This window comes from Vibrio gangliei (assembly GCF_026001925.1).
GTDB lineage: Bacteria > Pseudomonadota > Gammaproteobacteria > Enterobacterales > Vibrionaceae > Vibrio > Vibrio gangliei.
This window is the reverse complement of the sequence record NZ_AP021870.1, coordinates 431,918-452,753: the sequence shown is the minus strand read 5'-3', so window position 1 is coordinate 452,753 and position 20,836 is coordinate 431,918. Positions and strand designations below refer to the sequence as shown.

Here is a 20,836-nt window from a genome sequence, read left to right as displayed (position 1 = left end):
AACATGAGGTGCAAAAGAATTTGGCTACCATAACCAGTTATGTGGCGGTTGAAAAGTATTACAGCGGTATTTCTGTTATCCAAACAAAAGCATAACTCATTCTTTTAGCTAATTCTTTCAACTGATTCGTTCAACTAAGAGCGCTGCACGTTGCCCTATTTCAACATCGGGGTTAGCAAAAACTAAAGCATGCCGACCCGATTCACAAATGAGCGGTAATCCATTTTGAATGGCGTATTCTTGATTAAAATACAACGGCTCAAAATTTATCAGCGCTTGCGTTGCGGTAAAGACTAAATCATCAGACTGTTTTCTGAGTTCTTCCACAACGTTATAAATCGCCATCGGTTGTTTTCTATTCTCACCAAAGTTTGGAACAAGGCTACGGGCCAGTAGGCTTTCCACTCCACTAGAAAATTCGTGAAATTCACTGAGATCATTTTCACCTAACGCTCGTAATTGCCCGAGTTCGATTGTCAGGCTCTTGGCTTGACAATATTCCCCAGTGAACCAACTAAATGTGAAGTTAGGTTGCTGACATTGTAAAAACGCTTGAATATCGGCCTGGCGAGCAAAAGCCATGAGTTGCTCATCATCCGAATGCGAAAGGTGCCGTGTTGCTGGGCGGATAGCAAAGACTGGATATTGTGAAGGCTGTGATGAGCAATGCAAGTCCAAATGCCATCGATTTTGTGGTGCAGCACGTTCGTAAAACAGCTCCACCACATCCTTAATTTTTGCAGCGATCATGCTTTCTAAGCCCTGAACAGGCATAGATGACATTTCAAACATCTGGTTAAGGTTGTGCTCAATAAATCTAACTTTTTTAGCGGTCGCATCTGGATGGGCAAAGATGAACAAGCAAGGATGTGACAATGTCACCTTACCATGAAGCACTTGATCGACTAGCCGATCCACTAATTCAATCGGCCCGGTCTCATCGCCATGAATCCCAACAGAAATAACCGTCGCTCCACTTTCTTTGGCATATTTCTGAGGTGAGATACTCAACATACCTCGGTAATAAAAGCGGACGATCAGCCCGTTATCCAAGGTCAAGGTTTGTTGTGGCCAAGTGAGGTGGTGAAGTGATGTATATATCAACCCTTTATCCAGTAGCTCCTGTAATAACGGGTTTTCACTTTGATAATGCTGATGGGTCATAACTCCCCCCGTCAAGTGTCTCTTCTAAGTTTAGACGAGATTCTTATACATTGAGGAGTTAGACCAAATAAGATCAGTGAGTTAATGGGCTATTTAACTATCTTTCTTAATTAACTATCTTTCTTATTAACTTTCTTTCTATATGACTATCTTCCTATTTGACGATAGGAATATAAGTATCATTTCCCATCAAAAGTTTTAATTGTGCGGAGCACTCCTGCTTAGGAATAAAAATGCACACACGTAATTTGTCTTGTTTCGCTTGTTCAATCAGCTGTGCAAGATGATGAATATCTTTATATTCCATCCTGTCGGCATCACGGCGGCATAAGTCCACAAACTCAAAAGGACAGTTTGAGGGATATAGGACTAATTCAGATTCCTGCATTAATCGCAGGCCTTTCAGTGATAAGTTTTCGACATCGTTACCAAATTGAATCCACGTTAGTGAAGCGGTGACTTCTACTCTATCTGCAAGAATGTCTTCATATAAACGCTCAAGCTGATCACGCTCTGTGATGGTCGATAACTCTGGCGATGAATAAAAACGCTCCCAAAATTTTCGTCTTTCATCTACCGAAGGTAATGCAGCTTTTATGCTATTTCGTTTTGATGCGCCAAAATCCGCCAATGTAGAAAGATTTTGCGGTAAAACAGATTCTAATTTTTCTCTTAAATAACGAATCAAAACTGGTGAAGCGCCGCCACTGGAAATCGCTACTTGAATACGGCCGCGATTAATCATAGAAGGCGTTATGAAATCACAATAGGGTTTGTCATCGACGACATTCACCATGATATTTTGCTTTTTAGCATCGTGGTGAACCTTGTGATTTAGTTCAGGGTTATCCGTGGTCGCCCACACTTGAACATAATCATGCAGCATATCCGATTGATAAAAGGCCTTAACCCACAGCAAAGCTTCTTCTTGCGCCAGAGCAAGTAAATGTGGATGAATCGTTGGTGAAACAACCGTGACATTCGCCCCAGCTCTTAAAAGCATATCCACTTTGCGACAAGCCACTTCTCCACCGCCAACGACCAGCACGGCTTTATTGTTTAAATCGAGAAAGATTGGGAAATAGCGCATTCCATTCCTTTTTTGTGATGTGTGACGGAAGATTGATACTATCAAATTTGTGCAAATTGGGTACATAAGATCTAGTTCACAAACAATTTTACTCCGAATTTTCACTACCCACTTATAAATCAATCTAAATGAGCGCTATCTATAAAGTTATAAATATCGAAGATCACCTCATCGATAGTACAAAAAATAACAAGCACTATTTTGGTGCATTTTTGCACTATTTACATTGCCATAACAATTATTCATTCTAGATTTAAAGGAATATTTGTGAACTTACTCAAGCACATAATGGATGTAGTGAGTTGTGTAATTCATTTTTTTTCCTACTCTTTAAGAGTGGCCTCATATTTGCACCATGATAAATATGTACGCCGTATAACAATATTTTTTAATCGTATAACTATAAAAGACAACAACATTACTTTATTCAATCACAGACAAATTATGGTCAGTTTTGTACTGATTTAATGGACGCATACAGGAAGGATACACATGCAAAAATCAATTAAGCTTCTCGCCTCTGCCGTTGCTGTTTCTGCAGCTATGATGGCTAACTCAGCTTTCGCAGGTACTCTTGAGGATGTACAAAAAGCCGGTGAACTTAAATGTGGTGTGAGTACTGGTCTTGCCGGTTTCTCAAACCCAAATGCTAAAGGCCAATGGGAAGGTCTTGATGTGGAATACTGTCAAGCACTTGCTGCTGCAGTATTAGGCGACAAAACAAAAATCAAATACGTTCCTTTGAACGCTAAAGAACGCTTTACTGCACTTCAATCAGGTGAGGTTGATGTTCTTTCTCGTAACACCACTTGGACACTGCAACGTGATGGCTCACTAGGTCTGAACTTTGTTGGTACTACTTACTACGATGGCCAAGGCTTCATGGTGAAAAAAGATCTGGGAGTGAAAAGTGCTACGGAACTTGATGGCGCATCTGTGTGTGTTCAATCCGGTACCACAACTGAGCTTAACCTAGCGGATTACTTCCGCCTAAAAGGCATGTCTTACAAGCCAGTGGTATTCGATACCATGGACCAAACGGCGAAAGGCTTCGACTCAGGTCGCTGTGACGTTCTAACCTCTGACCAATCTCAACTTTACGGACTTCGCTTGAACCTAAAAGATCCAAGCTCAGCTGTCGTTCTACCTGAAATCATTTCGAAAGAACCGCTAGGCCCTGTTGTGCGTCAAGGTGATGATCAATGGTTCAACATTGCTAAATGGACACTGTTTGCGATGATCAACGCAGAAGAATACGGCATTACGCAGAAGAACGTTGATGAGATGAAAAAGTCTAACGATCCAAACGTAAAACGTATTCTTGGTCTTGATGGCCCTAAAGGTGAAGGTCTTGGTCTAAAAGATGACTGGGCTTATCAAATTGTGAAACAAGTGGGTAACTATGGTGAAATGTTCGAACGTACAGTCGGACAAGGTTCACCACTTAAAGTTGACCGTGGTGTAAACAAGCTTTGGAATGCTGGTGGCTTCCAATACGCTCCACCAATTCGTTAATACATCGAACTTCATAAAAACTGAACTAGGGGCAGTGATATTGGCTGCCCTTTTTCTAAAAAGATTTTGAGGTTACGAAGTATGAAACCGATTGAATCCGAAAAGAGCAACAGCCCTGAAACTTCTGAGGCTAAAAGCTCTGTTTCTCACCTGCTCTATAATCCAAGATTCCGCTCTATTGCTTTTCAGTTAATTACTGTGGCCGTTTTGGGTTATTTCTTTTATGTCATAGTGACGAATACTATTGCCAACCTAAACGATCGTGGTATCTCCACTGGTTTTGGTTTTCTTGATAGACAAGCTGGCTTTGGTATTAGTTTAAGTTTAATCGAATACGATGAAAGCTACTCCTTTGGGCGAACTTTCTTCGTTGGCTTACTGAATACCGTACTGGTCTCCATCTTGGGGATCATTCTTGCCACGATTTTAGGTTTCTCAGTCGGCATTGCTCGTCTATCATCTAACTGGATGGTGAATCGCTTAGCCGCTGTTTTTATTGAGATTGTGCGTAACGTTCCACCTTTACTGCAAATTCTATTTTGGTATTTTGCGGTTTTACAAGCCCTCCCTTCAGCAAGACAAAGCCTAAGTTTAGGCGAAGCCATCTTCCTTAATATTCGTGGTTTATACATACCAAAACCGGTATTTGAAGCAGGTAGTTGGCTGATCGGTGCGGCTTTGATTATCGGCGCAATATTAAGTGTTGGCGTATATATTTGGGCTAAAAACAAACAAAAAGTAACCGGTGTACAGACACCCGTTGGCCGCATTGTTTTAGGCTTATGTATCGGTCTACCCCTCGTCGCTTATTTCCTGACTGGAATGCCTATTTCGGCAGACTACCCAGAATTAAAAGGATTTAATTTCCAAGGCGGTATTACGGTGTTACCGGAGCTGTTCGCGCTTTGGATTGCTCTTGGGATTTTTACTTCAGCCTTTATTGCAGAGATCGTCCGCTCAGGGATTAATGCGGTTAACCATGGGCAAACCGAAGCCGCATTAGCGCTAGGCTTACCAAAATCCAAAACACTGAAACTGGTCGTGATTCCACAAGCGATGCGAATCATTATCCCGCCTCTGACTAGTGAGTATCTCAACTTAACGAAAAACTCCTCGTTGGCAATGGCTATCGGGTATCCCGATCTCGTTTCTGTGTTTGCAGGTACAACCCTAAACCAAACCGGACAAGCCATCGAAATCATCTTTATGACCATGGGCGTATATCTCGGTTTGAGCTTACTCACATCATGGTTAATGAACATCTATAACCGCAAAGTTGCGTTAGTAGAAAGATAACAGGCGGAGAAGTTAGATGAGAAAGCACCAATTTCAACCAAGCCTGCCACCACCGCCAAATACTGTAGGTGTTGTTGGTTGGTTACGTAAAAACTTATTCAGCACCCCATTAAATAGCCTGCTGACTTTAGTTATGGCTTACCTCGCGATCACGACTATTTGGTCATTAGTCGATTGGGGCATTATTCACGCCAATTGGATTGGTTCAACAAGAGATGCTTGTACGGATACCGGCGCTTGCTGGGTATTTATCAGTGTTCGCTGGGATCAGTTCATGTTTGGGTTCTACCCTGCTGAAGAACTTTGGCGTCCAAAACTTTTCTACTGGACTCTAGCCATTTTAGTTGTCCTTATGGCTTATGAAAAGACACCGAAAAGAAGCTGGATTTTTATCTTCTTTGGTAGTGTTTATCCAATCTTAATGGCGGGATTACTTGAAGGTTCGATGTTTGGCCTACCAGTAGTAGATACCCACCAATGGGGCGGCCTACTGGTTACCCTGATCTTATCAACCATCGGGATTGTCGTTTCATTACCTATCGGTGTTGTACTGGCATTAGGACGCCGTTCCAAAATGCCGATTATTAGTAAACTGAGTATCGCCTACATTGAAATTTGGCGTGGTGTGCCATTAATCACGGTACTTTTCATGGCATCGGTGATGCTGCCACTTTTCTTCGCTGAAGGGGTGCAAACTGACAAGTTAATTCGCGCATTAATCGGTGTAGTCATGTTCTATTCCGCTTACATGGCCGAAGTCGTTCGTGGTGGTTTACAAGCGATTCCTAAAGGTCAATATGAAGCCGCTGACTCGTTAGGGCTTTCCTATTGGCAAAAAATGGGACTGATTGTGCTACCACAGGCATTAAAGATCACGATTCCTTCTATCGTAAACAACTTCTTGTCATTGCTAAAAGATACCAGCTTAGTGTTGATTATCGGTATGTATGACGTATTAGGTATTGGACAAGCCGCCAACAACGACCCGGATTGGCTAGGTTTTTCAACCGAAAGTTATGTGTTTGTTGGGTTAGTTTTCTGGATTTTCTGTTTCGGGATCTCTCGTTACTCAATCTACCTAGAAAACAAACTCCACACTGGCCATAAACGTTAATGGTCATTAGAACAAAGTATTCAAGGATGTATATATGACTCAACAACAAGACTACATGATCCAAATTGAAGACATGAACAAGTGGTACGGAGAATTCCATGTACTGAAAAACATTAACTTAAAGGTGAAAAAAGGCGAAAAGATCGTGATTTGTGGCCCTTCTGGGTCTGGCAAATCAACCATGATTCGTTGTATCAACCACCTAGAAGAGCACCAAAAAGGTCGTATTAATGTCGCCGGTACAGAACTAACAGAAGATCTAAAAAACATTGAATCGATTCGTAAGCAAGTCGGCATGTGTTTTCAACACTTCAACCTCTTCCCTCACCTGACTGTGTTAGAAAACTGTACGCTAGCGCCTATTTGGGTAAAGAAAATGCCACAAGCGGAAGCTGAAAAAATTGCCATGAAGTACCTTGAGCGGGTAAAAATTCCAGATCAAGCGGATAAGTACCCTGGTCAATTATCAGGCGGACAGCAACAACGTGTAGCGATTGCTCGTTCGTTATGTATGAACCCGCAAGTGATGCTATTTGATGAACCTACGTCGGCACTCGACCCTGAAATGGTACGCGAAGTATTAGATGTTATGGTTGAATTAGCTGGCGAAGGCATGACAATGCTGTGTGTGACTCATGAAATGGGTTTCGCTAAAGAAGTTGCTGATCGTGTGATTTTTATGGATGCAGGAGAAATCATTGAGGAAAACAATCCTCATGAATTTTTCACCAATCCACAATCGGATCGCACCATTAACTTCTTGAGTCAGATACTGCATCATTAATGTAATACCCAAGAATTTATTGCCAAAGCCTTAGTCTTTACCACTAAGGCTTTTTTATACCATTTCGACCCAATACACATGATGTCACTTGTGTATAAAAGTAACGTATGTAACTGACTCATTTGTTATTTTTACATGCGTCCCAAAACTCACCCATCCTCACTAACTACTGTAGCCGTCACATTTTTGCCTGATTAAAATGCAAATTATTTCAAATCTTAACAATAGGCTTACAGTGCAGTTATGAGTTTAGAAACCCAAAGCGTAAATTTAATTTTAAATGCCACGTCCATTAAGCATGATGGTTTTATTCAATATCTTCTTTCATCCAAATGCTATGATACAGAAACCGGTTTCTTCTCTGTAAAATGTGAAATTCCGACAGCACCCTATACGCTTTATGAAGGCTTAAACGAGCAGACTAAATGGTTACTTCCCAAAGCCTTAAAACAACATGCCTACGCCTTATTCATCGCCAAGGAAACTCGTCATGTTCAATCGCAAGATTTCATCTATTGTTCTGAAAAACTGAATTTTGGAACAAATCTAGTTGGTATTTTACAATCTATTCCTACCGCGCTTGATGAGTCTTTACTATTTGAATATTTGAACATAAACCATGATTCTGACCATCAACAAGCCCTATTTTGGAATGCAGCACTTGGTGAATTAAGTGACGGTTCTGATGGTAAGTATGTTGTCGATTTGTTTGGGTTACCTAGCCATAAGCAATCGAAGATCGCTTCACGATTTAATAGCCAAGATTGGTTACAAGTCAGCATTGACACCTTATGTGAGAGAAAAGAAAATCAACTTTGTTATGCCGTATCTCGTCAGCTAGACGACAAAACACAATACTTAGCCTTTGATACCGACACGAGCAATAAACCCATTAATCTTGAATGGCGAGAACAATTAAACCTCGCATTCCTCTTCGCCAAAGTGCCTTACTCACAAGTGCAAGAAATCACCTCCGCTTATGAAGACGCGCATCAAATAAATAAAGTACTCAAAGAGCATTGTGACTACCCCAATGAATTGGATGCGCTTGAAAACATGCTTCCATTTTTGCAAACCATGGATGCAAGCGTAAAACTCGATTGGTTCACACTAAACGAATAACTTTGTGTGCATTTATACTGTGTTACAACTTCCCCTTAGTGTTCATGGTGAAGATCAGTAAAATAAACCAATATTAAATACAGATTCCCCTTGAAAAAGTGAACTTTAAACACAATAAATGTCTTACTAATGCTTAAGAATTTTTCAACTTAAGTGAAGGATATTAATGAGGAAAGCTATGAACAGTCCACTAACATCACGCTCAGCAAGAAGCGAAAGCGTTGTACAAACAAACCGAGTGTTACGTAACACCTATTTCTTACTGTCCATGACACTACTATGGTCAGCAGTAGTGGCTGGCGTTTCTATGGCATTCAACCTACCTCGTCCAGGTCTTATCCTGATGTTAGTAGGTTTTTATGGCTTATTATTCTTAACCGAAAAGAACCGCAATTCTGGATTAGGCCTAGTATTCGCCTTCCTATTTACTGGTTTCTTAGGTTATAGCCTTGGCCCAATTCTCAACATGTATGTTGGTGCGGGCATGGGCGATGTGATAGTGACAGCTCTAGGTGGTACCGCATTGTCTTTCATGGCAGCGTCTGCTTACGCTCTTACTACTAAGCGTGACCTTTCAGTATTAAATGGCGTAATGATGGCAGGTGCCATTGTTCTGATCGTTGGTATGATTGCGAGCTTCTTTATCCAGATGCCGATGTTCCACCTAGCATTAAGTGCGATGTTTATCCTGTTCTCAACAGGTGCTATTTTACTGACAACGCAAAGCATTGTTCGCGGTGGTGAAACCAATTATATCTCTGCAACAATCACGCTTTATGTGTCGATTTACAATATCTTCATTAGCCTACTAAGCATCTTAGGTGCTAACAGAGATTAATTAAGAGATGAATTCGCTCACTCAAATAGCGAATGATATCAAGCAAGCCTGAAGGGAAACTTTCAGGCTTTTCTTTTATCTAGGGCGTTTTTAATATTATCATTAGTGTTATCAAGCTAATCGATACGGTTCACACTATTCGATAGTTAAGTAACCTCAACAGTTCAGATTAAGTATTAGCGTCAGGAACACGATACATGTATCAATATAACAATCAAAATATCGAAACCGATAAAGAAGGCTATCTTTTGGACCACACTCAGTGGGAAGAAGGACTCGTGCCAGTGATCGCACAAGAAGAAGGCATTGAGTTAACCAATGCACATTGGGAAGTCATTCGTTTTGTGCGAAACTTTTACCTTGAATTTAATACCTCCCCCGCGGTACGCATGCTCGTTAAAGCGATGGAAAAAGAACACGGCCCAGAAAAAGGCAACAGCAAATACTTATTTACTCTCTTTCGCAAAGGCCCAGCTAAGCAAGCAACGAAGTTAGCGGGTTTACCCAAACCTGCGAAATGTTTATAAAATCGCAAAATCTCTCGGTGCGAATAGACTGGTTTCAACCTCTTGAACGGACTCGACATAGGCCGTTCTTGGGCCTTGATGCAACCATTGATGAAATTCTTCTACCTTTTGCTCACTGCCACAAGCTAATACCTCGACGTCACCGTTATTGAGATTCTTTGCATGACCAGTCAGCCCCATCGTTAACGCGTGATGCGCCGTTTGGTAGCGAAAGCCCACACCTTGCACTCGACCTGACACGATAAACATTCTGCCAATTTCTGCCATTTCCGATCTCCTGATTTGGTTGAACTACTCGTTATGTTTAAATGTAACGATATTGAAAGAATAGCTAGGGTCTGTTGATCTTTTGTGGTTAAATTTTGTTCGAGATAAAAGCATTTTAGACGAGGCAAGTTGATTGTAGCCTAGTTATTCTAAGTAAATGAGACTTAACCTATCTTATTACAAAGTACGGTATAAAATGCTTTTAGCCGAACCCTTCGGGCAGAGCTTGTTGGACATTTGTACTGCGTTATCGGCTCCTCGTGTAGGCTAGCTACACCACGGAGCCTCTGCCTTGTTCAAATGTCCAACAATTCGCTGCAAAAATCATCACGAAAGGTCAACAGACCCTAGAAACCTGTCCGAATTAAACAATTGGCAGATTCATTTGCTTTCAGGCTCACATTCCATGAGAATAGCGCCCAACATGTTCATTTCAGGCTTTTTCAATTATGTCTTCTTTAAACCAAGCGTCTTCTGCAAATACAGCGTCGTCTTCAAACTCAGCCCCTTCTACCACTACTGAAACTTCATCAATTTACCTAGTAAAAGGCAGAGAAAAATCGTTATTACGTCGCCACCCTTGGATTTTTTCTCGCGGTATTCAAAAAGTTGAAGGAAAACCTCAACTTGGTGAAACGGTAGATGTTTACTCAAATCAAGGCCAGTGGCTAGCCAAAGCGGCATTTTCGCCACAATCGCAAATTCGTGCCCGAGTGTGGAGCTTTGAAAAAGAAGAGATCAATACTGCGTTTTTTGTTAAGCGCCTTACTGATGCACAAAATATGCGTGAAGCCATAATTAAACGCGATGGATTAACCGGTTATCGTTTGATTGCAGGTGAATCTGACGGTCTTCCTGGTATTACTATCGACCGCTATCAAGATTTCTTAGTCTGCCAATTACTCAGTGCAGGTGCTGAAGCCAAACGTGATGAACTAATCGAAGCCTTAAAACAAGTTTTCCCAACTTGTAGCATTTATGAACGTTCTGATGTGTCTGTGCGTAAGAAAGAAGGCTTAAAAGAGCGTCAAGGTGTGTTACATGGTGATACTCCACCAGAGGTTGTTGTTATTGAAGAAAATGGCGTGAAGATCCAAGTTGATATTCAATCAGGCCACAAAACTGGATTTTATTTAGATCAACGTGATAGCCGCCAACAAGCGATGAAATACGTGGGCGGTAAATCGGTTTTAAACTGTTTTTCATATACCGGTGGTTTTGGTCTTTATGCATTAAAAGGCAACGCTGCTCACGTAATCAATGCTGATGTCTCTCAACCCGCACTTGATAATGCAAAAGCCAATGCTGAATTAAATGGGTTTGATGTCACTAAAGCTGAATTTTTAAACGCTGACGTATTCAAACTGCTGCGAGAGTACCGTGACAATGGCACGAAATTCGACGTTGTGATCATGGACCCGCCAAAGTTTGCAGAGTCTAAAGCACAACTCAATGGCGCTTGCCGCGGCTACAAAGACATTAATATGCTGGCAATGCAAATCCTAAAACCTGGTGGTACATTATTAACGTATTCGTGTTCAGGTTTAATGGAACAGAATTTATTCCAGAAAATCCTAGCTGATGCAGCCTTGGACGCTGGCCGTAAAGTGCAATTTATTGAACGTTTCAGTCAAGCTGCCGATCACCCTGTCGACAGTGCTTATCCGGAAGGTTTTTATCTTAAAGGTTTTGCCTGTCACGTTCTATAAAATCAAATACTATAATCTGCCTATGCCTGTTTTTTCTAGCGGCCTAACGATATAACGCTACACTGATAGGCAGACTATTCACCAATCAATCATACTCATATTAAGAGAGTAAAACATGTCAAAATTAACCTCAGACATCCAAGCAAACTTAGCGCTTTTTGTTCAAGAAACTCAAGAAACCAAGTTGGTTTGGGGTCTTAAAAATGAAGATGGCTGGTTAGCTTGTGATTCATCTGAATTTGAAAACAGTGAAGTTATGCCTTTTTGGTCAGCGAAAGAAGATGCTGTTATGCACAATGTTGAAGAATGGGCTGATTTCGAAGTGCTTGAAATTCCATTAGATATTTTTGTTGAAGATTGGTTGATCACACTCGCGGAAGATGGCGTATTGATTGGTACTAACTGGAATGCCGAACTTGAAGGCAAAGAAGTGGAACCAAGCGATCTGGCAAAAATGTACTTGTAATCGCAAAGTCTTTCCAAACGGCCCTCGAATTAGAGGGCCGATTTACAAGTTCTTATATTTATCAACTCTATATTGAACAAAACAAAGTATATAGCGGCTTACTGTACGATCACTCGGTTGATTTTTGCTTCAGTGATGCCATTACCGCTTCACGATTTTTAAGATAATCTTGTAAGCCTGCCTGACGCAATTGGCAAGCAGGACAATCGCCACAGCCATCGCCGATCACACCGTTGTAGCAAGTCAGTGTTTCATTCCTAACCAAATCGAGCGCTTGATAGTGGTCCGCCAAGGCCCATGTTTCCGCTTTGTTTAGCCACATTAATGGTGTTTCAATCTTAAACTGGCGATCCATCCCCAACACTAAAGATTGGTTTATAGAACGCACAAACTCATCACGACAGTCTGGATAGCCAGAAAAGTCGGTTTCGCATACGCCAGTAATCACCGTTTGAGCACCAATCTGATAGGCATAGATACCTGCTAAAGTTAAAAACAGAATATTTCTGCCTGGCACGAAAGAATTCGGTAAACCGTTGTCTTGTAACTCATGTGAGACCGGAATATCATCGCGAGTTAAAGAACTGATCGCCAATTCATTCAAAAGCCCCACATCCATGACTTTATGAGCGCTAACACCTAGTTTTTTTGATAAGCCTTGAGCGACTTCAATTTCCAGTTTGTGACGTTGCCCATAATCAAAGGTAATAGCGTGTACTTCATCGTACTCTTTCAATGCTTTTACTAAACAAGTGGTTGAATCTTGCCCACCGCTAAATACTACAACCGCTTTTGACGTCATTTCGTTTTCTCTTTTGTTTTAAATTCAATACAACTAATTCGAATAATTATATAAGACAACACAAACCAAAGACCACTTTGCATAAAATAGTTCAAGCTTGATGAAACGCCTGTAAAATGGCTGAACCACTCCATCTCCCCTTCAATCAGCACTGCTCCGATTGTCCAACAAATCAGCAGCTTTATGAACATGTGTGAACGCTGTTCAATCTTTGATGATCTTAACACTGAGTGAACACCTGCCATCGCTAATGAAACAGCAGTAATGTTCGCCATTTGTATAGAGCTGAATATCAATGTCAATACAGCGCTCACTAGAGCCATAACTAACCATAAAGCCGGGTAGTCAAAAATATCAAGCTTACGGCGGACTAAAGTGCCCTCCATTCGGATAAAGTGCCATAAACCAAATAAACCAATCACATAGCCAAACAATACATCTGAAATAAATTGTTCACCTAAAACCACGCTGGCCATACCTTGAAACAGCATCAAGGCAATAAAGAAAAGAAGCGCACCTTTGATAGATCTGTCTTCCTGCTGCTTCCAGACTCGATAGAAATACCCAATTAACACCACAGCCAGAGCAGAACGGATACTCGGAGTGCTAAAACCTATCGCATCGGTCATTTGTAAACTTGGCAAATAAATATATGGTCGTGGATATTGCAACCCAAGCTGAATCAGTAAACAAATTGTCGCCGTCATTACGCCTAAGAAAATCATTCGATTTAAGGCATTCCCACCCATGAAATAGAGCAATATAGGCAGAAGAAACAGTACTCCAAACAAACTTGATAATATGTTAAATGCAGATAAAGCATAATGCATAACGTTACTATCGTTATGGTTATTGGATGTCAGGTAATATTGCATCGATTCAATAATAGGAAGCTCACTTCGATGTACTGCTGGCGCAGCCGCCTCTGCTGACTGAATATATTGTATAGGTGCGTTAACCACCTTATGTCCTAACACCTGCTGTGCAAATTGGTCTGGGTAACGATACTGCGCCTTATCTATTATTTCTGGGTACCCTAACAAAACTTGTTTAATTTCAATCGCGAAATCTGGGGCAAACCAAGCTGGCAGTACATGAAAACCCTGTTGATTCGTCGCCGCAAACGCAATCACTCCAGAAGCGGGCTCACAATGGAAAACCACAGCTGTCTCGGTTTGAGTTAACACATCTTTCGCATGAACGACTAAGCCAGTTTCCTCCCATACTTCTCGCTCAGCAGTTTTAGCTGGGTCTTCCCCTTGCTCTATCGTCCCACCGGGTAAAGACAGTTTTTTAGAGATGACTTCATCAACAAATACAACTTGATCATCAGCTTGTATATAACACAATGCGCCTTTTAGATTCTTATTGAGTTCTAGCTGATTGCTCGTAGCTGAACTTAGAGCATGAACAGTAGATACCTCATTTGATGATGCAATAGCGCATGCTGACGACACAATCAGCATCCAAAAAAAGACAAAGATAGAAAAAAATGATTTCACTGAGTAATGCTTTCCAAAAACTAAATCACCGACTTTCTTAGCCAGTGAATATGAGTGTTATAACCGAGTTTGTTATATAATGATTTCGCCGTTTGATTGAAGTCCCACACTTCGACAAATAATTGCTGAACACCGTAATCAACCAAGGTTTGTTCTATTTTTTTTAACAGACGATTTGCGACACCTAAATGACGACATTCAGGTAAAACATAGAGCTCATCAATACTCCCCATTGGTACAGGTTTGCTGACAGTCGAAATAAGCTCGCCAAAATGACCAGTGACAAACCCAATGAATTTTCCTGAATCCAAGTCTTTTGCAATATAAACCAAACAATCGGGAGACTGCAGATAGCGAGCAATGCTCTTCTCTTGTTCAATTTCTTCTGCTGTTTTAAATAGTTCCGGGCAAGCCTCATGGTGCTCTTGATGCAACAAAAACATGAACTCATCCAATTGTTCCAGATCTTGCGCTTGAGCTGCCTGTATTTGAACCTTCATTTATGAGTAACCAATAAAAAATTCGATAGCACGCCATTTTACTTGATTGTTTCTTCATTGTATTTAACCGATTTAACTTTTACCTGACATAAATGCCAATAACATTCTCTGCCTTCTTCCTTCTCCACATAATTTCCATTAAAGTAGAAACATTATTTAACATTTGGATGTTGTTTATGCTCGATTACGCCCTGCTTACTGCGTTTATTCCGACTTTCTTTTTTGTATCCATTACGCCTGGAATGTGTATGACGCTGGCGTTAACACTCGGTATGAGCATTGGCATTAAGCGCACTTTATGGATGATGGTCGGCGAGCTTGCTGGGGTCGCTTTGGTGGCCACTTCTGCTGTTATTGGTGTGGCGGCAATTATGCTCAATTACCCTAGCCTGTTTATCGCATTAAAGTGGATCGGTGGTGCATATTTGATTTGGATTGGTGTCAATATGTGGCGCAATAAAGGCAAAATGTCTTTAAACCTTGAGCATAATGGAACCTCTACTGATCGCTTCAAATTAATGAGTCAAGGCTTCATCACTGCTATTGCGAACCCTAAAGGTTGGGCATTCATGATTTCCTTATTACCCCCTTTTATTAATGTTGAAAAATCTGTTCCACACCAGATGATAGTACTGATTGGTATCATCATGTGTACAGAATTTATTTCCATGATGGCTTATGCCTCAGGTGGCAAGAGTCTGCGTCTCTTCCTAATGAAAGGCGACAATGTGAAATGTCTCAACCGTATCGCTGGTACATTAATGATAGGTGTCGGTATTTGGTTAGCTATGATCGACTAAAAACATTCATTAGCTTTTACCAAGCACTAAACCTATTTCAAGCGGCTGCCATTGAGTAGCCGTTTTTACATAATGAACTAGCATGTGGATGCTAGGACATATACCCAAGTGACCTCAAGATGCAGAATTCAGAGCTATCATCCAAGTTCTTAGACAAGGAAGATTTATGCGGAATGTAAACACCTTTCAATTAAATCTGACGTAGGCTAAGAGCTTGGATGAAGCTCCCGAAGGGCAAGTTAAAACAAGCTTTATGCTGCGTTAAATTGAACAGAGATAGAATGACTATGATCATATTCAATTCGCCTTGCCTAAAACTTGTTTTATTCTTGCTGAAACTCGCATCTTGAGGTTACTTGGGTATATAACTAAACGTAATAATAGATAGCATAATCAGCTTTCATTCATTGTTACTAAACTGTAAGTTATCGATAACTAGTCGTTTATTCATTTCGACTTCTATCCTTCCTACTTATTTACAACACATTTTAAGGATTAAAATATGTCACTTGTGGTTATCGCGAATTTAGCGATATTTGTGTGCATTCTTTTCTTTCTCTTTAAGCAACAAAGAAAATCTAGCACTCTATCTCGCCTCGTTTTATTAGGACTTGTCTTTGGTAGTGCTTACGGCCTATTGATTCACGTTTTCTACGGTGAAGGAAATCCTATCATCAAAGAAACCCTTGATTGGGTAAACGTGATCGGCAGCGGTTATGTCGGTCTACTAAAAATGGTGATCATGCCATTGGTATTGATCTCAATGATTTCTGCAGTGGTGAAACTCGATAATTCAGGTTCGCTTGGCAAAATCAGTGGCTTAACCATTGGCGTATTATTATTTACAACTATGATTTCGGCATTAATCGGTATCGCCGTAGCACATGGTTTTGGCCTATCTGCAGAGGGCTTGTCTGAAGGTGTGCGCGAAACCGCTCGCATGGCAGTACTTGAAAACCGTATGGGCAGCGTGGCAGACCTCACTATTCCACAAATGCTGGTAAGCTTTATTCCAACCAACCCGTTTGCTGATTTAACTGGTGCTCGTTCTACCTCTATTATCGCAGTAGTTATCTTCGGTATTTTGGTCGGCATTGCTGCTCGTCATGTAATGAAAGAAAAGCAAGAGCTAGAATCGCCTATCCGCACTTTCGTTGAAGCGGTGCAATCTATTGTGATGCGTTTAGTGAAAATGATCATCGCTTTAACGCCTTACGGTATTGCAGCCTTAATGACCAAAGTGGTGGCTACCTCAAGCCTAAACGATATTCTGAGCTTGATTGGTTTTATCGTGGCATCTTACGTAGCAATTTTGCTGATGTTCCTAGTGCACGGCCTATTAGTATCTTTTGTTGGCGTGAGCCCGAAAGAATACTTTAAGCGTATTTGGCCAGTGCTGACTTTTGCATTTACTTCTCGTAGCTCTGCGGCCACTATTCCGCTTAATGTTGAAGCGCAAATTACCAAACTGAAAGTGCCACCAGCCATCGCTAACTTAGCGGCGACATTCGGTGCGACGATTGGTCAAAATGGTTGTGCGGGTATCTACCCAGCGATGCTTGCGGTGATGGTTGCGCCTACCGTTGGCATTAACCCAATGGACATCAACTTCATACTGTCTTTAGTCGCTATTATTACCATTAGTTCATTTGGTATTGCCGGTGTGGGTGGCGGTGCAACCTTTGCTGCGTTAATCGTACTACCTGCAATGGGCCTTCCTGTCACTATCGCCGCGCTGCTGATTTCAATCGAACCATTAATCGATATGGCGCGTACTGCACTTAATGTAAGTGGCGCAATGACTGCTGGCACCATTACTTCACGCTTATTGGGTGACAAAAAAGAAATCAATAAAGAGTTCAATAACGTCACGGCGTAATATTGAACACATCATGATGCTGTAAAATGCAAAATGCCCGTAAGCGCTATACTTACGGGCATTTTTGTATGAAATAACGACAGAAATAAATTACAAAATCGCGAGTGCTAATTTCGCCAAATTATAAGCATCCACATAACCTGAATGTTGGCGTCCTTCCCACTCAATATTCAACTGCTCTTGCGCCGCTTTATGACCAATACGCTTGTCTTTTAAACGATATTTAATACGATACAAGGTCGCCAAATTCAAAAACTCGCTAAAGGGAAAATCGAGCCCTTTGTCTTGGCACTCTTTACGTAAGATTTCATCATCTCGTCCCCAAGAGGCGTAGATTTTATTCGGGCCACCAAAGTTTTTGATCATCGATTTGATCACCTGCTGCAACGGACGCCCTTGTTTTTGCACTTTCTTCGGCGTAATACCGGTGAGCTCAAAACAAAAAGCCGAGATCTCATCATGCTCAGGTTTCACGTAGTATTGCGCGCGTTTAACAATCTCACCACTGGTCAAATCGATTTCAGCTAATCCTACTTCAATAATCTCGCCTGTCGTGCCTACACCATCGACATTCCAGCAACACATCTCTAAATCGAAGCAGACTACCCTGTTATAATTCATGTTTTGCTTTTACCTATACGCTCTTATTGGCTTATTCTCATGAAGCATAAGAATTTAGCGAGCAATTCTAACCAAGATTGCTACGTTTCTCGACCTTAAATAACCGACCACTACAATATCAACGCGGATATGAGCAATTTTCAAGCAACAATCCATTGAAATTACGATTGTTTAATGGAATTTTCTAGGCTTATGTTAAAATATCTGACATTCAAGCTAAGCAACCGAGCCTTGTTTTCTCATATTGCGCCCTAATATCCTCGTTTAGGATTAAGCTTTATAAAAGAATTTTAACCAAGAGATTAAACCATGAACTTTGACCTATCGGTTTTCCCAACCACCTTTGATCTATTACACGTCATTTTAGCTGCCACCACTGTCATTTTCTTATTGCTGAGCCTAAGAACTAAAACGATTGAGAAAGTCGTCGAGAAACCAGTGGAAAAGATTGTCGAAATCGAAAAACCAGTCGAAAAAATTGTTGAAGTAGAGAAAGTAGTCGAAGTCGAAAAAGTGGTTGAGAAAATCGTTGAAGTTGAATCAAAACTGAAAACCGCACCAACCGATTCTGCGCTGCAACTGCTTTCTATTTTCCAACAGGAAGCCCGTTTAATTGATTTCCTATCTGAAGATTTAACTGGCTTTAGTGATGAGGAAGTCGGTGCAGCCGCTCGTGTTATTCACATTGGTGGTCAAAAAGTCTTAGCTGATCATTTCAAACTCAGCCAAATCCGTTCCGAAGACGAAGAATCTCGCATTACCATCGAAGAAGACTTTAACGCTCAAGAAATTCGTTTAACTGGTAATGTTTCTGGTCAAGCGCCATTTACTGGCACGCTTATTCATAAAGGTTGGAAAGCTGAGTCAATTACGCTTCCTAAGTTATCTGAAAACTACGATGCCAATGTACTCGCACCAGCAGAGGTTGAGCTTTAATGTCTAACAGTCAATATTTCGTTGGTATCGACTTAGGTACTACCCATTGTGTTCTCTCTTACTGCCCTATTGGCGCAGACGATCCACAAGTCAATGTATTCCCTATTTCTCAACTCATTGCACAAGGCCAAGTTCAGTCTCTGAACCAACTGCCTTCGTTCCTTTATCAAGCGCATGAAAGCGAAATTGCGTCTGGCAATAATGCGCTACCTTGGGCAACGTCGACTAACAACACTTTAGTGGGCAGCATTGCTCGCAATATGGGGAATAAGACTCCAATGCGCTTAGTCGCGAGTGCAAAAAGCTGGTTATGCCACGGTGGTGTTGACCGTCGCAGCGCTTTCTTACCGCAAGGCAGTGATGAAGAAGTACAAAAAGTCTCACCACTCAAAGCGACTCAGTTGTATTTAGAACATTTGATGGCCGCTTGGGATCATCAACATCAAGACGCACCACTGCGTGAACAGCAAGTGACCATTACCATTCCTGCTTCATTTGATCCTGCGGCAAAAGAATTAACCGCAGAAGCAGCACGAAACGCAGGTTTTCAACATGTGACTTTGTTAGAAGAGCCTCAAGCAGCACTGTATAGCTGGATTGACAGCAATAGTTCAGCATGGCGTGATCAAGTTGAACTTGGCGACCTTGTACTGGTTGTCGACATTGGTGGCGGTACGACCGACTTGTCTTTGGTTTCGGTTACTGAGCAAGAAGGCAACTTATCGCTAGAACGAATTGCGGTTGGTGAACACATCCTGTTGGGAGGTGACAACATGGATCTTGCCCTCGCCTATCGTTTAAAAATGAACTTAGCTCAACAAGGCAAGCAATTACAACCTTGGCAAGTTCAAGCCATGGCACACTTATGCCGTGATGCCAAAGAAGCGTTATTGAATGATCGTTCGCTGACATCAGTACCAATCGTAGTACCAAGTCGCGGCTCAAAACTACTCGGCAGCACCTTAAAAACTGAGTTGACTCAGCAAGATGTCGAGCAAACTCTATTAGAAGGCTTCTTCCCTCAAGTGTCTATTAATGAGCACCCAGTGCAAACTGCACGCAGCGCGTTAACACAGCTAGGCTTGCCTTACGCACAAGATGCGGGAATCACACGTCACATTGCTGCATTTTTATCTCGTCAAAAGCATTCAAATCATGAACATAACGACGACTTTATTAAGCCAACGAAAGTATTATTCAATGGTGGTGTATTAAAGTCAGAGCTGATTTCAGACCGTCTACTAGGCATTATCAACTCATGGCTTACTCAGAACCCAACTCAAGCGTTAACAGGCGTTGACCTAGATTTAGCCGTCGCGCGTGGTGCTAGCTACTACGGGTATGTTCGTCACAATATGGAAACCGGTAATAGCGGCGTTCGCATCCGTGGCGGTATCGCAAGCAGTTATTACGTCGGTATTGAAAGCGCGATGCCCGCTATTCCAGGTATGGCACCACCAATGGAAGCGATTTGTGTTGCCCCATTTGGTATGGAAGAAGGCAGTCATGTTGAACTGTCTAGCCAAGAGTTTGGTCTGGTAATTGGTCAACCGGTGCAATTCCAGTTTTATGGATCAACCACGCGTCGTGATGACGAAGTGGGCACCCATCTTGATTACTGGGCACCAGAAGAGCTGGAAGAACTGCCCGAAATCCAAGTGACACTGGATGCCGGACAAGGCCGTAGTATCGGTGAAGTTGTGGTGGTTAATCTTTCCGCAACCATTACAGAAATCGGTACGTTAGAGCTTGAAGCTATAGCAAAAGACAATGGTCAAAAATGGCAAGTTGAATTTAGTGTCCGCCAATAGTGCGAAGCACAAAATGAAGCGCAGCGATAAATAACGCGAAAGTAATCTTAAAGGCATTGAATAATCCCATCACATTCAGTGCCTTTTTCGTAA

The 20,836-nt window shown here is 41.6% G+C and carries 20 protein-coding genes; 13 read left to right on the top strand and 7 right to left on the bottom strand.

Annotated features, from left to right (window positions below):
* Window positions 1-117: 117 nt before the first annotated feature.
* Window positions 118-1,164, bottom strand: coding sequence for a succinylglutamate desuccinylase (locus Vgang_RS14035; protein ID WP_105901473.1), 1,047 nt, complete (start codon window positions 1,162-1,164; stop codon window positions 118-120).
* 154 nt (window positions 1,165-1,318) lie between these two features.
* A complete protein-coding gene (locus Vgang_RS14030; protein ID WP_105901472.1) occupies window positions 1,319-2,254 on the bottom strand; it encodes a siroheme synthase in 936 nt (311 codons plus the stop codon).
* 492 nt (window positions 2,255-2,746) lie between these two features.
* On the opposite strand from Vgang_RS14030, the gene Vgang_RS14025 reads away from it, so the two are divergent.
* From Vgang_RS14025 to Vgang_RS13995, 7 genes are all read left to right on the top strand, one after another.
* Window positions 2,747-3,769 carry an amino acid ABC transporter substrate-binding protein gene (locus Vgang_RS14025; RefSeq protein WP_105901471.1) on the top strand — a complete coding sequence of 341 codons (1,023 nt, stop codon included), beginning with the start codon at window positions 2,747-2,749 and terminating at the stop codon, window positions 3,767-3,769.
* A gap of 81 nt (window positions 3,770-3,850) precedes the next feature.
* The gene (locus Vgang_RS14020) at window positions 3,851-5,065 is read left to right on the top strand and encodes an amino acid ABC transporter permease (RefSeq protein WP_105901470.1); all 1,215 of its coding nucleotides are present in this window, start codon (window positions 3,851-3,853) and stop codon (window positions 5,063-5,065) included.
* 16 nt (window positions 5,066-5,081) lie between these two features.
* A complete protein-coding gene (locus Vgang_RS14015) occupies window positions 5,082-6,179 on the top strand; it encodes an amino acid ABC transporter permease (RefSeq protein WP_105901469.1) in 1,098 nt (365 codons plus the stop codon).
* 34 nt (window positions 6,180-6,213) lie between these two features.
* The gene (locus tag Vgang_RS14010) at window positions 6,214-6,963 is read left to right on the top strand and encodes an amino acid ABC transporter ATP-binding protein (protein ID WP_105901468.1); all 750 of its coding nucleotides are present in this window, start codon (window positions 6,214-6,216) and stop codon (window positions 6,961-6,963) included.
* A 243-nt stretch (window positions 6,964-7,206) separates the two neighbouring features.
* Complete coding sequence (locus Vgang_RS14005) at window positions 7,207-8,085, top strand: hypothetical protein (protein WP_105901467.1); 879 nt, start codon at window positions 7,207-7,209, stop codon at window positions 8,083-8,085.
* Between the two features lie 178 nt (window positions 8,086-8,263).
* The gene (locus tag Vgang_RS14000) at window positions 8,264-8,923 is read left to right on the top strand and encodes a Bax inhibitor-1/YccA family protein (protein ID WP_105901466.1); all 660 of its coding nucleotides are present in this window, start codon (window positions 8,264-8,266) and stop codon (window positions 8,921-8,923) included.
* A 197-nt stretch (window positions 8,924-9,120) separates the two neighbouring features.
* Window positions 9,121-9,450: a TusE/DsrC/DsvC family sulfur relay protein gene (locus Vgang_RS13995; RefSeq protein ID WP_105901465.1), complete on the top strand. Its 330-nt coding sequence runs from the start codon at window positions 9,121-9,123 to the stop codon at window positions 9,448-9,450.
* Here the strand turns inward: Vgang_RS13995 and yccX are convergent.
* Window positions 9,445-9,717 carry an acylphosphatase gene (yccX, locus tag Vgang_RS13990; RefSeq protein ID WP_105901464.1) on the bottom strand — a complete coding sequence of 91 codons (273 nt, stop codon included), beginning with the start codon at window positions 9,715-9,717 and terminating at the stop codon, window positions 9,445-9,447. The two genes, Vgang_RS13995 and yccX, sit on opposite strands and share 6 nt — an antisense overlap.
* Before the next feature lie 449 nt (window positions 9,718-10,166).
* On the opposite strand from yccX, the gene Vgang_RS13985 reads away from it, so the two are divergent.
* The gene (locus Vgang_RS13985; protein WP_105901463.1) at window positions 10,167-11,426 is read left to right on the top strand and encodes a class I SAM-dependent methyltransferase; all 1,260 of its coding nucleotides are present in this window, start codon (window positions 10,167-10,169) and stop codon (window positions 11,424-11,426) included.
* Window positions 11,427-11,541: 115 nt separating this feature from the next.
* Window positions 11,542-11,892 carry a DUF2750 domain-containing protein gene (locus Vgang_RS13980; protein ID WP_105901462.1) on the top strand — a complete coding sequence of 117 codons (351 nt, stop codon included), beginning with the start codon at window positions 11,542-11,544 and terminating at the stop codon, window positions 11,890-11,892.
* A gap of 109 nt (window positions 11,893-12,001) precedes the next feature.
* Here the strand turns inward: Vgang_RS13980 and queC are convergent, their stop codons facing one another.
* From queC to Vgang_RS13965, 3 genes are all read right to left on the bottom strand, one after another.
* Window positions 12,002-12,694 (bottom strand): 7-cyano-7-deazaguanine synthase QueC, encoded by a 693-nt coding sequence (queC, locus tag Vgang_RS13975; protein WP_105901461.1) that lies wholly within the window; start codon window positions 12,692-12,694, stop codon window positions 12,002-12,004.
* Window positions 12,691-14,151 carry a bifunctional NUDIX hydrolase/phosphatase PAP2 family protein gene (locus Vgang_RS13970; protein WP_170066818.1) on the bottom strand — a complete coding sequence of 487 codons (1,461 nt, stop codon included), beginning with the start codon at window positions 14,149-14,151 and terminating at the stop codon, window positions 12,691-12,693. Before Vgang_RS13970 ends, queC begins: the two co-directional genes overlap by 4 nt.
* A 65-nt stretch (window positions 14,152-14,216) precedes the next feature.
* Window positions 14,217-14,696 carry a GNAT family N-acetyltransferase gene (locus tag Vgang_RS13965; protein ID WP_105901459.1) on the bottom strand — a complete coding sequence of 160 codons (480 nt, stop codon included), beginning with the start codon at window positions 14,694-14,696 and terminating at the stop codon, window positions 14,217-14,219.
* A 167-nt stretch (window positions 14,697-14,863) separates the two neighbouring features.
* On the opposite strand from Vgang_RS13965, the gene Vgang_RS13960 reads away from it, so the two are divergent.
* On the top strand, window positions 14,864-15,496 hold the full coding sequence (locus Vgang_RS13960) for a LysE family translocator (protein ID WP_211293997.1): 633 nt from the start codon (window positions 14,864-14,866) through the stop codon (window positions 15,494-15,496).
* A gap of 502 nt (window positions 15,497-15,998) precedes the next feature.
* A complete protein-coding gene (locus Vgang_RS13955; RefSeq protein WP_105901457.1) occupies window positions 15,999-17,375 on the top strand; it encodes an L-cystine transporter in 1,377 nt (458 codons plus the stop codon).
* Window positions 17,376-17,465: 90 nt separating this feature from the next.
* Here the strand turns inward: Vgang_RS13955 and Vgang_RS13950 are convergent, their stop codons facing one another.
* Window positions 17,466-17,996, bottom strand: coding sequence for a 3'-5' exonuclease (locus Vgang_RS13950; RefSeq protein WP_105901456.1), 531 nt, complete (start codon window positions 17,994-17,996; stop codon window positions 17,466-17,468).
* A 309-nt stretch (window positions 17,997-18,305) separates the two neighbouring features.
* On the opposite strand from Vgang_RS13950, the gene Vgang_RS13945 reads away from it, so the two are divergent.
* Complete coding sequence (locus Vgang_RS13945; protein WP_105901455.1) at window positions 18,306-18,932, top strand: DUF2760 domain-containing protein; 627 nt, start codon at window positions 18,306-18,308, stop codon at window positions 18,930-18,932.
* Window positions 18,932-20,743 (top strand): Hsp70 family protein, encoded by a 1,812-nt coding sequence (locus Vgang_RS13940; RefSeq protein WP_105901454.1) that lies wholly within the window; start codon window positions 18,932-18,934, stop codon window positions 20,741-20,743. The genes Vgang_RS13945 and Vgang_RS13940 overlap by 1 nt, the downstream gene beginning before the upstream one ends.
* Window positions 20,744-20,836 lie beyond the last annotated feature (93 nt).